General features: G+C 64.7%; 13 protein-coding genes. 4 read left to right on the top strand and 9 right to left on the bottom strand.

Annotation, left to right across the window (positions count from 1 at the left end):
- The first annotated feature begins 65 nt into the window (after nt 1-65).
- Complete coding sequence (locus MUK72_RS02240; RefSeq protein ID WP_244703408.1) at nt 66-1,802, top strand: excinuclease ABC subunit C; 1,737 nt, start codon at nt 66-68, stop codon at nt 1,800-1,802.
- Between the two features lie 32 nt (nt 1,803-1,834).
- Here the strand turns inward: MUK72_RS02240 and MUK72_RS02235 are convergent, their stop codons facing one another.
- From MUK72_RS02235 to MUK72_RS02220, 4 genes are all read right to left on the bottom strand, one after another.
- The gene (locus MUK72_RS02235) at nt 1,835-2,041 is read right to left on the bottom strand and encodes a hypothetical protein (RefSeq protein ID WP_244703406.1); all 207 of its coding nucleotides are present in this window, start codon (nt 2,039-2,041) and stop codon (nt 1,835-1,837) included.
- Between the two features lie 132 nt (nt 2,042-2,173).
- Complete coding sequence (locus tag MUK72_RS02230; protein ID WP_343750043.1) at nt 2,174-2,587, bottom strand: acyl-CoA thioesterase; 414 nt, start codon at nt 2,585-2,587, stop codon at nt 2,174-2,176.
- A 116-nt stretch (nt 2,588-2,703) separates the two neighbouring features.
- Entirely contained in the window at nt 2,704-3,699 is a 996-nt protein-coding gene (locus MUK72_RS02225) for a ribonucleotide-diphosphate reductase subunit beta (protein WP_244703402.1), read from the bottom strand.
- Nucleotides 3,699-6,140: a ribonucleoside-diphosphate reductase subunit alpha gene (locus MUK72_RS02220; RefSeq protein ID WP_244703400.1), complete on the bottom strand. Its 2,442-nt coding sequence runs from the start codon at nt 6,138-6,140 to the stop codon at nt 3,699-3,701. Before MUK72_RS02220 ends, MUK72_RS02225 begins: the two co-directional genes overlap by 1 nt.
- A 223-nt stretch (nt 6,141-6,363) precedes the next feature.
- On the opposite strand from MUK72_RS02220, the gene MUK72_RS02215 reads away from it, so the two are divergent.
- Nucleotides 6,364-6,585 carry a hypothetical protein gene (locus tag MUK72_RS02215; RefSeq protein ID WP_004053926.1) on the top strand — a complete coding sequence of 74 codons (222 nt, stop codon included), beginning with the start codon at nt 6,364-6,366 and terminating at the stop codon, nt 6,583-6,585.
- Here the strand turns inward: MUK72_RS02215 and uvrB are convergent.
- The 3 genes from uvrB to MUK72_RS02200 all read right to left on the bottom strand — a co-directional run bounded on the left by uvrB (nt 6,582) and on the right by MUK72_RS02200 (nt 10,655).
- Complete coding sequence (gene uvrB, locus MUK72_RS02210; protein ID WP_244703398.1) at nt 6,582-8,651, bottom strand: excinuclease ABC subunit UvrB; 2,070 nt, start codon at nt 8,649-8,651, stop codon at nt 6,582-6,584. The two genes, MUK72_RS02215 and uvrB, sit on opposite strands and share 4 nt — an antisense overlap.
- 203 nt (nt 8,652-8,854) lie before the next feature.
- Complete coding sequence (locus tag MUK72_RS02205) at nt 8,855-9,742, bottom strand: sulfurtransferase (protein WP_244703396.1); 888 nt, start codon at nt 9,740-9,742, stop codon at nt 8,855-8,857.
- A 235-nt stretch (nt 9,743-9,977) separates the two neighbouring features.
- Nucleotides 9,978-10,655 (bottom strand): class I SAM-dependent methyltransferase, encoded by a 678-nt coding sequence (locus tag MUK72_RS02200; protein WP_244703394.1) that lies wholly within the window; start codon nt 10,653-10,655, stop codon nt 9,978-9,980.
- 97 nt (nt 10,656-10,752) lie between these two features.
- On the opposite strand from MUK72_RS02200, the gene MUK72_RS02195 reads away from it, so the two are divergent.
- The gene (locus MUK72_RS02195) at nt 10,753-11,178 is read left to right on the top strand and encodes a DUF2391 family protein (protein WP_244703392.1); all 426 of its coding nucleotides are present in this window, start codon (nt 10,753-10,755) and stop codon (nt 11,176-11,178) included.
- 57 nt (nt 11,179-11,235) lie between these two features.
- Entirely contained in the window at nt 11,236-11,814 is a 579-nt protein-coding gene (locus MUK72_RS02190) for a DUF7090 family protein (protein ID WP_244703390.1), read from the top strand.
- Here MUK72_RS02190 and MUK72_RS02185 read toward each other — a convergent pair.
- Both MUK72_RS02185 and MUK72_RS20405 read right to left on the bottom strand, forming a co-directional pair.
- Nucleotides 11,811-12,587 carry a DUF7089 family protein gene (locus tag MUK72_RS02185; RefSeq protein ID WP_244703388.1) on the bottom strand — a complete coding sequence of 259 codons (777 nt, stop codon included), beginning with the start codon at nt 12,585-12,587 and terminating at the stop codon, nt 11,811-11,813. The genes MUK72_RS02190 and MUK72_RS02185 overlap by 4 nt on opposite strands.
- Entirely contained in the window at nt 12,588-12,677 is a 90-nt protein-coding gene (locus MUK72_RS20405; RefSeq protein WP_425311076.1) for a hypothetical protein, read from the bottom strand.
- Between the last annotated feature and the right edge of the window lie 71 nt (nt 12,678-12,748).

Raw genomic sequence — 12,748 nt, 5'->3', positions numbered from 1 at the left:
CGGTCGGTGCGGGCGATGACGTTCTGATCGACAGTATCAAACGCCTCGCGTGCCTTCGGTAGTCGATGGACGCAGCGCACGTCCGCGAGCACGCCAGCGAGCTCCCACGCGAACCTGGCGTCTATCAGTTCCAGGAGGGCGAGACGACGCTCTACGTGGGGAAGGCCGTCGATATCCGCGATCGGGTGCGCTCGTACGCCGACCCGCGCTCGCGGCGCATCGCGAGGATGGTCGAACGTGCCGAGGAGATCGAATGTGCGGTGACGGACACCGAAACGCAGGCGCTCCTGCTCGAAGCAAACCTGATCAAACGCCATCAGCCACGCTACAACGTCCGTCTGAAGGACGACAAGTCCTACCCGCTCGTCCAGCTTACCGATCACGAGTTCCCGCGCATCGAGATCACGCGCGACCCCAACCCCGGGGCCGTGGCGTTCGGTCCCTACACCGAGCGCGGGCGCGTCGAGACCGTCGTGAAGGCGCTCCGGGAGACCTACGGCGTGCGGGGCTGCTCCGATCACAAGTTCGCCGGGCGCGATCGGCCCTGTCTCGATCACGATCTCGGGCTCTGTACCGCGCCGTGTACCGGCGAGATCGGGAGTGAGGAGTACATCGCCGACGTCGAGTCCGTGGAGCGGTTCTTCGAGGGGAGTCCGGGACTGCTCGCCGACCCGCTGCGCCGCGAGATGGAGCGCGCCACAGAGGAGCAGAATTTCGAGCGGGCCGCGAACCTGCGCGACAAGCTCCAGGTCGTGGAGTCGTTCCACGAGGGCGGCGGCGAGGCCGTGTCGGCCCAGACCAGCGAGGAGTGGATCGACGTACTCGGTGCGGTCGTCGAAGGTGAGCAGGCGACGGTCGCCAGACTGCACAGCGAGGGCGGCCAGCTCGTCGAGCGCGATCGCCACACGCTCTCGGTGCCCGACGACGGCGAGGAGGGTGTGGGGAGCGTTCTCGCGGCGTTCATCGTCCAGTATTACGCCGAACGCTCGCTGCCCGATGCACTGTTGCTCTCCGAACGGTTCACCGACGACGAACTCGACGATTGGCTCGACGGCGAGAGTGTTGCGGTGCGCGTCCCCGGCGCGGGGCGCGAAGCGACCCTCGTGGAGCTGGCGCTCAAAAACGCCCGTCGCGGGCGCGGGAAAGCTGACGGAACGGCGGCGCTCGCCGACCGCCTCGGCATCGAGCGCGCGAACAGGATCGAGGGGTTCGACGTGAGCCACGCCCAGGGCCGGGCCGCCGTCGGCAGCGACGTGACGTTCGTCGACGGCAGTCCCGAGAAATCCGACTACCGGCGGAAGAAACTGCAAGACGAGAACGACGACTACGCCAACATGCACGCGCTCGTCGCCTGGCGCGCGCGCCGAGCAGTCGACGGGCGGGACGACAGATCGGAGCCCGATCTACTGCTCATCGACGGTGGTGAAGGGCAGTTGAACGCCGCGCGCGATGCGCTCTCCGAAGTCGGCTGGGACGTGCCGGCGATCGGGCTGGCGAAGGCCGAAGAGCGCGTCGTCACCCCCGATGGGAGTTTCGCGTGGCCCGACGACGCACCCGAGCGCCACCTGCTCCAGCGTGTGCGCGACGAGTCCCATCGGTTCGCGGTCCAGTACCACCAGACCCTGCGCGACGAGGTGTCGACCGTTCTCGACGACGTTCCTGGTATCGGCCCGCAGACCAGAAAACGCCTGCTCCGGCGCTTTGGCAGCATTGATGGGGTGCGCGCGGCCTCGCCCGACGAACTCCAGTCGGTGTCGGGCGTCGGGGAGAAGACGGCCACGACGATCCAGGGGCGACTCTGAGTTCGCGACGTTACGGACTGTGGACGGTCACGTCACCGAAATTCTCGACGGTAGAGCCGACCGAGTGTGATGACTGCGATCCCAGTACAGACCAATCCGGCCAGAAAGCCGATCGTGGGTCCCAGGGTCACGCCGGCACCGATGAGTGCGACGAGAAAGACGAGCATGTCCAGCTGTGAGCGAGTCTCGAACGCGGACTCGGAGGGTGTGTCTTCGACTTCTAACGAAGATGGATCCATCATGATTACAGAGTCGTTTTTAGTAATAAGTTAAATTTCCGCTTTCAGCGAAACGATCATACAATCACCGATCGAATTCGTAGAGTGATCTTGAGAAGGTTCGAAACGGCCGAAAAGCTGTGTCTGCGGGAACTACCCGGTGCGCTCGTGGCGATCTCGACGCTGTTCCAGGGCTCGCTCGCGGAGCGCATGCTGGTGATCGTTCGCGCAGGCGAGGTCGGGCACCGGTCGCGTACCGTGCGAGCCGTCGACGGCGACGAACATGAAGAACGAGGTCGTCGTCTCGCGGAGCTCGTCGGCCGCCGGGCGCTCGGCCGTGACGGTGACTTTCACGTCCATGCTCGTCCGTCCCGTCGCGAAGACGTAGCCCGAGAGCGTGACGATCTCACCCTGTTCGATCGGTGCGAGGAACTCGACACCCTCCATCGCGGCGGTGACGGTCAGCCCGCCCGAGAACCGCCGCGAGGCGATCGCCGCGCAGATGTCCATCCAGTGGAGCACCCGTCCGCCGAGCGCGCGCCCGAGGTTGTTGGTGTCGGTCGGCATCAGGATCTCGCTCGTCTCCGTGTACGATTCGCCGAGGGTCACTTCGCCGGCGTTCCGGTCGTCAACGCTCTCGTCGGCGATCGTGCGGTCGGCCGCGGCGTTCGCTTCGGCCACGCTTACCACTCCAGCGAGCCGCCAGTGCGGTACTCCGTCACCTGGGTCTCGAAGAAGTTCTTCTCCTTGTTGAGATCGGCGGCCTCCGAGAGCCACGGGAACGGGTTGTCGGTCCCGTACTCGGGGTCGAGATCGAGCTGGCCGAGCCGGCGGTCAGCGACGTACTCGACGTAGTCGGCGAACTGGTCGGGGCCCATCCCGAGGATCTCGTTGGGGCAGGCCTTGCGGGCGTAGCGACGTTCGAGATCGACGGCCTCGGTAACGAGCTCACGGACCTCCCGACCGAAGTCGGCGGTCCACGCGCCGGTTTCCGTACGGATGGCGTCGATGAGATCGACGCCGAATCCCAAGTGCAGGGACTCGTCGCGCATGATGTACTCGAACTGCTGGCCGACGCCGGTCATCTTCCCCTGACGTTTGAGTCCGAGCATCATCGCGAAGCCGGCGTAGAAGAAGATCCCCTCCATGATGACGTAGAATCCAATGAGGTCGCGCATGAACGCTCGAACGTCCTCCTGACTCTGGATCTCGAAATCGTCGCGATCAATGACGCGGGTGAGATCGACCACGAACTCGTCTTTCTCCTCGATGGCAGGAATGCGGTCGTACATCCCGTAGAGGTAGTCCGGGTCGAAGCCCAGGCTGTCACAGCAGTAGATGAACGTGTCCGTGTGGACGGCCTCCTCGTAGGCCTGGCGGAGAAGATACTGGCGACACTCGGGGGCGGTGACGTGGTCGTAGACCGCGAGCACGATGTTGTTCGCGGTCAGCGATTCCGCGGTCGAGAAGAAGCCGAGGTTCCACTCGACGAGCTGGCGTTCGGCGTCGCTGAGTTCGCCTTCGTTCCATTGGCGGACGTCCTCGCCCATCGGGATCTCCTCGGGCGTCCAGTTGTTCGCCACACCGTCGCGGTAGTATTCGCGCGCCCACTCGTAGTCGATCGGCAGGATCTTGTTCGGGTCGTGTCCGTCGGCGTCGGTGGTGTACGTGATCGGCATTACTGGCAGGCCTCACAGGTCGGGTCCTCGACCGTCGGAAGATCGGTTTCGTCGTCGTTGTTGTCGCTGTCTCCGTCGTCAGTATCCTCGTCCTCGACATCGCGCGTCTGCGTCCGGCCGTACTCGGCCATGTCGATGGTGGATTTCTCGAACTGGCTCGCGCCGAGCGTCCGGAGATAGTAGGTCGTCTTCAGTCCGAGTTCCCACGCCGTTCGGTAGACGTCGTCGAGCAGCGAGCCGTCCGTCGAGGGGAAGAAGACGTTGACCGACTGGCTCTGATCGAGCCAGATTCCGCGATGAGCGGCGAGTTCGAGCTGGTGGCGCGGGTCGATCTCGAACGCGCCGCGGTGGCGCTCACGGATCGCCTCGGGGATGGCGTCGATCTCCTGGATCGAGCCGTCGTGATATTTGATCCGATCGAGCATCTCCTCATCCCAGAGATCGTGCTCGTCGAGATCGGCGACGAGGCGGTCGTTGACGACCGTGAACTCACCGCTCATGTTCGACTTGACGTAGAGGTTGGAGTAGCGCGGCTCAATCGAGGGGGTGGTGCCGGCGATCGTCGAGATCGTCGCCGTCGGCGCGATCGCCATCGTGTTCGAGTTGCGCATCCCGTGTTCGGCGACGTGCTCGCGGACTGGTTCCCAGTCGAGACGTTCGGTCACGTCGATCGGGATCTCGCGGTCGCGTTCGGCCTCCAGCAACGGGACGGTGTCCTGTGGGAAGAGATCGCGGTCCCACTTCGAACCCTCATAGGAGTCGTAGGGGCCGCGTTCCACAGCGAGGCGCGAGGAGTTGAGGATGGCGTGATAGGAGTGGAACTCCGTGATGCGGTCGGCGAAGTCGATCGCTTCCTCGCTCGCCATCGGAATGTCCTGTTCGATCAGCGCCTCGTGGAATCCCATCATCCCGAGACCGATCGGTCGATGGCGGGTGTTCGAGCGCTCGGCGCGGTCGGTGGGGTAGAAGTTGAGATCAACAACGTTGTCGAGCATCCGCATCGCCGTCTCGATCGTGTCGGCGAGGCGATCGCGATCGATCCCGTCCTCGCCGACGTGGCGAGCGAGGTTCACCGAACCGAGATTGCAGACCGCGGTCTCCTCGTCGGAGGTGTTGAGCGTGATCTCGGTGCAGAGATTCGAGGAGTTGATGACGCCTGCGTGATCCTGGGGCGAGCGGACGTTACAGGCGTCCTTGAACGTGAGCCAGGGATGGCCGGTCTCGAACAGGCGAGTGAGCATCGTCCGCCAGAGCTCCGTGGCGTCGCGGCGCTCGTACTGGTCGATCTCGCCCTCGTCGGCCCGTTGTTCGTACTCCCGGTACCGTTGCTCGAACTCCTCGCCGTAGGTTCCGTGGAGATCGGGCGTTTCGTCGGGCGAGAACAGCGTCCACTCCTCGTCGTTCTCGACGCGCTTCATGAACAGGTCGGGCACCCACGCCGCGGTGTTCATCTCGTGGGTACGCCGGCGCTCGTCGCCCGTGTTGCGCTTCAGATCCAGGAAGGCGGGAAAATCGAGATGCCACGGTTCCAGGTAGGCACACGCCGCGCCACGGCGCTTTCCCGATCGGTTGATCGCCGCGGTCACGTCGTTCGAGATGTTCAGAAATGGTACCGTGCCCGTGGATTCGACGCCCGTCGAGGAGATTCGTGCGCCCGCCGCCCGGACGTTCGTCCAGTCGTTGCCGAGTCCGCCGGACCACTTCGAGAGCTTCGCGTGGGCCTTGTAGGAGTCGAAGATCCCCTCCAGATCGTCCGGCACGGTCGTGAGATAGCACGAGGAGAGCTGCGGATGTGTCGTGCCCGCGTGGAACAGCGTCGGCGTCGAGAAGACAAAGCGGAGGGTGGAGAGCTGGTCGTAGAACTCCTTCGCGCGTGCGAGGCGCTCGTCTGCGGGTTCGGCGAGCGCGATGCCCATCGCGACGCGCATCCAGAACGCCTGCGGGAGTTCGATCGGCTCGTCGTCGATGGTGAGGAAGTAGCGCTGGGCGAGCGTCGTCATCGCCATGTGTTCGAGTCGGTCGTCGCGCGCGGGATCGAGATGGTCGGCGAGTGCGTCGAGATCGAACTCGCCCATTCGCTCGTCGAGGAGATCCGCTTCGATGCCACGCTCGATACCCGCACGGAACGTCTCGCGATAGCCCGTTTCGGGGATGCCCTCCGAACCGGGTTCCTCGCCGGCGACATCGCGGTAGTGCTGGTGGCGGAACACCGCGGCGGCAAGCCGTTTGTACCGCGGTTCGCGCTCGATGCGGGCGGTCAGCACCCCGATGAGCGCCTCGCGGGCCTCCGCGTCGGTCGCGCCCGCGTAGAGATCGCGTTCGGTCGCGGCGATTACGTCCGCGGCAGCGCTCTCGGTGATGATCTCCTCCCCGTCCGGGCGCGCTCGATCGAGCGCTCGTCGAACGACGTCCGTCTGGGTGGCCTGTGCTCCTTCGCTCATGATGTGGCTAGCTGTCGGCGCATAGTTGTGACTCACAGTCGATCGCTGTCCGGCGATTCCCGTCGGACGGAAACCGCGTCCGTACCGAACGGGCACGCGGAACTCGCATAAACCTTTCCAATTCTGCTTTCAGTAATACAATTGAGCTTGTTTTTGATTCCCGGCCGGTGATCGTCGTTGCGCCAAAGAGATATGCACACGGCAATCGAAGGTCGAACCAACGATGTCCGATCGGAAGGGCTACCGACTCGGCGTGGCGGTCGTCTTCCTGCTCGTCTTCGCCGTCTCGTCGGGTATCATGATCGTCGCGGGCTATGGCGTCGTTGCGATCGACACGCCGTTCCTCGCGAGCGCCGTCGTCGTCGCTCTACTCTCGCTGTACGGGTTTTACGAGATGCTGACTGGGTTCGTCGAGAACGGATCGACGGAGCGGACGACCGGTTAGAACTCGGCTTCCGGCGGTACGTCTTCTTCGGGTGGAACGCCACCCTTGCTTTCGAGCTCGAACTCGTCACGGAGTTCGCGGATGCGATCACGGATGTCCGCCGCGAGCTCGAACTCCAGGTTGCCGGCAGCCTCGTCCATCCGGTCTTCGAGGTCGGTGACGAGCTCTCTGGCCCCTTCGGCCGAGTCGGGTTCGAGGGTTGCCGTCCCGCCGGTGTCGGTCTCCGATCCGGGGAGGTTCGTCTCGCCGACCTCCTTCTCGATCGTTCGCGGCTCGAAGCCGTGGTCGGCGTTGTACTCCTGCTGGATCTCGCGGCGGCGCTGGGTCTCGTCGATCGCCGACTCCATCGAGTCGGTCACGTCGTCGGCGTACAGTACCACTTCACCGTTGACATTTCTCGCCGCGCGACCCATCGTCTGGACGAGCGTGGTCTCGGATCGGAGGAACCCCTCCTGGTCGGCGTCGAGGATCGCCACCAAGGATACTTCGGGGATATCGAGGCCCTCACGGAGCAGGTTGATGCCCACGAGCACGTCGAACTCGCCGAGTCGGAGGCCGCGAACGAGTTCGTGGCGTTCGAGCGTGTCGGTCTCGTCGTGCATGTACTCGACGGCGATGCCGGCCTCTTCGAGGTATTCGGTGAGATCCTCGGCCATCCGCTTGGTGAGCGTCGTGACGAGGATCCGCTCGTCGCGCTCGATGCGTCCGTCGATCCGTTCCAAGAGATTATCGATCTGGCCGTCCACGGGGGAGATCTCGACGGCGGGGTCGACGAGATGGGTGGGACGAACGATCTGCTCGACGATCTGTTCGGAATGCTCGCGCTCGTAGTCGGAGGGCGTCGCGCTGACGTAGAGGGTCTGGCCGGTCTTCTCGGCGAACTCGGGCTGGCGGAGCGGACGGTTGTCGTAGGCCGTCGGCAGGCGGAATCCGTTGCCCACGAGCGAGTCCTTGCGGGATTTGTCGCCCGCGAACTGGCCCTTGATCTGGGGCACGGTCTGGTGGGATTCGTCGATGACAGTCAGAAAGTCGTCGGGGAAGTAGTCCAGGAGGGTGAACGGCGCGTCGCCCGAATCGCGATCGGAGAGATGCACCGAGTAGTTCTCGATCCCCGAGCAGTAGCCCGTCTCGCGCAGCATTTCGAGGTCGAAGGTGGTGCGCTCCTCGATGCGCTGGGCGGCGACGAGATCGCCCTCGCGCTCGAAGTAGGAGACCCGTTCATCCATCAGCTCCTCGATCTCGTCGATGGCCGTATCGAGACGGTTCTCGGGGATCGAGTAATGTTCCGCCGGGTGGACGAGGACGGCTGGCTCCTCGCTTTTGACTTCGCCCGCCAATGGATCGAGTTTCGTGAAGCGGTCGATCTCGTCACCCCAGAACTCCACACGGACGGCGTACCGCCCGTACATCGGGAAGATTTCGACCGTATCACCTCGGACGCGGAAGGTGCCCTGGGTGAAATCGACGTCGTTGCGCTCGTAGTTCAGATCGACGAGTCCCTTGAGGAGGTCATCGCGGTCGATCTCCTGACCGACTTCCAGTTCGAGGCTCATGTCGATGTAGTTTCGCGGATCGCCGAGCCCGTAGATCGCGGAGACGGAGGCGACCACGATCACGTCGTCGCGGGTGAGCAACGAGCGCGTCGCCGAGTGTCGCAGCCTGTCGATCTCGTCGTTGATCGAGGCGTCCTTGTCGATGTAGGTGTCGCTGGACTCGACGTAGGCCTCGGGCTGGTAGTAGTCGTAGTAGGAGACGAAATACTCGACGGCGTTGTCCGGGAAGAGATTGCGGAACTCCTCGTAGAGCTGTGCCGCCAGGGTCTTGTTGTGCGCGATGACGAGCGTGGGCTTCTGGATCTCCTCGACGAGCCACGAGACGGTGTTGGTCTTGCCCGAGCCCGTGACCCCGAGCAGCGTCTGGGCGTCCATTCCCTGCTCGAACCCCGCCGCGAGCTGTTCGATGGCTTCGGGCTGATCGCCCGCAGGATCGAACGGTGCCTCGACGCGAAACGGGATCTCCTTGCCTGGACGGTCCGGCTGGAGCGGGCCGGACTGGGTGTCGCTCATTGAGTGAAGAAGGAACTGAAGCCACTTGACGCGCTCGCCTGTCGGTTTCGCAACCGAACTGTGGCATGATTTCCGGCGTGAAAAATCGAGAATTCGGTGCGGGTCCGTCCGTCGTGACGAGGATTCGCTTCCTCAATCGCCCTCGCCCTGCTTTGCGGCTCGCGGCTGCTCGCTGCTCCGCTACGAGGCGGGATTCGTGGTGCTTACTCCGCCTCGCCCTTCTCGATGGGCGAGCGGATGATGTTGCCCCACTCGGTCCAGGAGCCGTCGTAGTTCTGCACGTCGTCGAAGCCAAGCAGTTCGACGAGCGCGAACCACGCGATCGAGGAGCGCTCGCCGACCCGGCAGTAGGTCACGACCGACTGATCCTCGGTGATGCCCGCATCGGCGTAGAGCTCGCTGAGCTCGTCGGCGGTCTTGAAGGTGCCGTCGTCGTTGAGCACCGTGGCGGTCGGGACGTTGCTCGCACCCGGGATGTGGCCGCCGCGCTGGGCGGTCTCCTGGAGCCCCTCGGGCGCGATGATCTCGCCGCTGAACTCCTCGGGCGAGCGCACGTCGACCATCGGCAGCCCACCCTCGACGGCCTGCTCGACGTCCTGACGGTACGCGCGGATGCTCTCGAACGGGCCTCGTGCAGAGTAGTCCTGACTCGGGAAATCGGGCTCCTCGTCGGTGAGCGGGTAGTCGTTCGCGACCCAGTAGTCCTTCCCGCCGTTCAGCACGCGGACGTCCTCGTGACCGTAGTATTTGAACTGCCAGTAGGCGAACAGCGCGAACCAGTTGGGAACGCGGCCGCCGCCGTAGAAGACGACTGTACTGTCCTCGGAGACGCCCGCCGCGCCCATCGTCTCCTCGAAGCTGTCCTTCGAGAGGATATCGCGAGTCGTCTGATCGGTGAAGTCCTCCTCCCAGTCGAGGAAGACCGCACCTGGGGCGTGACCCTCCTCGTAGGCGGTGTACTCCGAATCGGCGGTCACGGTCGGATTGTTCACTTCGAGCAGTCGGTAGTCGGGATCGTCACTCTGGAACTCGTCGAGATGCTCGTCGACCCAGTCGGCCGAAACGAGCACGTCGTTCGCGTAGTCACTCATGGCCGCTTGCGACTACGATGCGGGGGCATATATTACCGATACATTCGGCAGGTTCCGCCACTACTGCGCACTTTGCGGATTTTGTTGCCTCTTTCGCCCGGGTTGGACTGGTTCCACGGAGCCGGAACGGGAGCAAGGGCGGCGTTGCTTCGACTGGAGACGAAAGAGGAGGATACCGTTGCTGGTATCGGCAGGAGGGGAGGGAAGGGATCGATCCAGCGATGTCGGGAACGGCTCAGGGGACGACGCCGACGGTCAACAGCGTCCCGAAGGTGCGGTAGCGTTCGACCATCGCCTCGCGGGTCGCGAACTCGTCGGTCGGGAACTCGCTTTCGGCCGGGATCTCGGTCTCGCGGTCGGGGATGGTGTCCTGGGCGGCGACGTGAAAGCCCGCCGCGCGGAACGCGTCGCGGTACTCGTCCATGTCCCAGCGGGTCATCTCGACGGAGATGGAGTCCTGCCAGTCGTGGCTGTGGACGTTCTCCTCGTAGTAGTTGACAGCGCAGTAGAACGTGCCGCCCGGGCGGAGCGTGCGCCGGAGCTCGGCGAGTGCCTCGTGCGGATCTGCGGCGTAGTAGAACGCCTCCATCGAGAAGGCGTGATCGAAGGTATCGTCGGCGAACGGAAGGTGATCGAAGTCGCCGACGAGAAATTCGATGCTGTCCGAATCGGTGTACGAGCGCGCGTTCCGAGCCATCTCGGGTGAGCCGTCGAGACCACAGACGAGCGCGCCGGTCGTGTCGTTGATCGCACGGCCGGCGTAGCCGCTGCCGGTACCCAGATCGAGCACGCGATCGCCCGCCTCGACGGGCATGCGCGCGAGGGCGTGTTTGGCGGTGTGCCAGTGGCGATCCTCCATCCCACGGTCGCGTCCCTCAGTAGCCCACGCGTCGAACTCCTCTCTGACGGTCATATCGGGGGAAGCGGTGCCGACGTGAAAACCCGTTCGGGCCACCGGGCCGACCCCGCCCGAGCGCAGGCGTCTTGTTCGCCGGCGGCGAGCGGTCGACATGACGAGATGGAGACCCCACTTCCAGGTGGCTGACATCGCCCAGCAGGTCGTCGGCGGCTTCCTGCTCGCCGGGCCGTTCGTCGTCACCGAGGAGGTCTGGACGCTCGCGACGAACATGGAGACGCTCAACGTCGTGCTGACCGTCGCCGTCGTCCTCGCCATCGGCTACGGCGCACTCTACAAGGCCGACGACGAGCGCAACCCCGACGACGAGCGCGCCGTCGCCGGGGTGCCGGTACGGTTCGTCTCGCTGATGGCCGTCTCCTTCGGTTCGGTGGTGATTCTCGCGGTGGTGTTCGACGCGCCGGAGACGTTTCTCGGATCGATGGCACCGATGGAACGGTTCGTGACGACGCTGCGGGCGGTGTCGATCGGGGCGATGTTCAGCGTCGTCGGCGCGGCCACCGCCGACAGCGTCTTCTGACAGTCCGGCCGTCTGGCGTGTCGCAGGGATTAAGATGCCTGCCGCCGCGCTTCGGGCATGGATTATGCGCTCGCGGTCGAGGACACCCCCGAGACGGTTTCTGGTGGAACCGGCGTCCTCTTGATACATCCGAGCACCGGCGAGACCGACCGGATCGACACCGACTTCCTCAACACCGACACCGACAACCTGCTCGTGATCTCGACGCGGACGACCGCCCGCGAGGTCGAACAGAAGCTCGAACACTACGATGTCGACCGGGAGAAGGCGACGATCCTCGACACGCTGAGCATCGAACGCGGCTACTCGCGACGCTCCGGCGAGGGCGTCCACTACGTCGCCGCACCGGACGACGTCGACGGCATCGTCGATACCGTCGCGGAGTTCCTGGAGGAGAACGACGGCAAGCTCCGCGTGAGCCTCGATTCGGTCACGGAGATGGCCTACTACGCCGACGAGGAGCGCGCCCGCGAGACCGTCGCAGCACTGCTCGAACTGCTCGCCGAACACGACGCCGTCGGTCTGTTCCATCTCGCCGAGGAGGTCCACGACGAGTCGGTCGTCGAGGAGTACCGAGAGCTGTTCGACGGCATCATCTCGCTCGACGTCGACGGCGAGGTGCGCGGCGAGTTCTAATCGAGTTCGGCGAAGGTCTTCTCGGCCCACTCGATAGCGTAGTCGAGACCGTACTCGCGGTAGGCACGGGTGTCGAGCGCGCCGAAGGGAGTTGGGATGTCGAGGTCGTGTTTGACGGCGCTACAGGCGAGTTCGGCGGCCGCCGCGAAGGAGGTCTCGCCGGTGGCGATCTCGCTCGGCAGTTCCGTGAGTCGGGGCACGAGGCGCTCGCCCGCATCGATCCACGCGGCGTGGAGATCGGGGTGGTCGTCCCAATCGGCGAAGACATCGCGGGTCGTACAGCCGAGGTAGGCGTCGTAGAGTGCGGCGGCGAGCTGATAGGTGCCCGCCGGGGCGAGCGAGGTTGCCTCGTCGAGATCGCGGTAGTGCTCGCCGAAGAAGCCGAGAAACTGTTCGGGCTCGTCGAGCCCGATCTCGACGAGTGCTTCGGCGATCAGGAACTCGATGAACGGCTCGGGCGAACCCGCCAGACGGGGTTTGACCAGTACTGTGGCCGGCACGGTCTGGGTGGTCCACGCGACACCGCCGTCGCCGGGCATACCGATCGTGAACGAGTCGCTGGCGTAGTTCGCGAGGATCTCGGGCGCGTCGGCCGGCAGCCACTCGGCGGGGTAGGTGACCGGATCGAGCGATTCACAGAGCGGGCCAAGCGACTCGGCGACCGCCGGATCGAGCGTCTCGAAATCCCGTTCGGTGTCGAGGACGAGTGCGTCGGGAGCGTGCTCGTCGCGGACCGCCGCGAGATCGTCCGAGAGGACTCGACGGTCGAACATCTACGCGAGTGCGAGCGCGACGATGATCCCCACGGCGAGCAGCGCGGAGAGCCCGACCGTTCCCAGCACGATTTTGGTTGCCTGACTCATGGGGAGTTGCTTCTCGCGGCCCCCTGTTAAGTGCTTCAATTGTCGTGGCCCGCCGGACGGCTCGGTCGCCG

This window comes from Halococcus dombrowskii (assembly GCF_022870485.1).
In the GTDB taxonomy this organism is placed as follows: domain Archaea; phylum Halobacteriota; class Halobacteria; order Halobacteriales; family Halococcaceae; genus Halococcus; species Halococcus morrhuae.
Note: the sequence above shows the minus strand (reverse complement) of the source record. Positions and strands in the feature narration are given on the sequence as shown.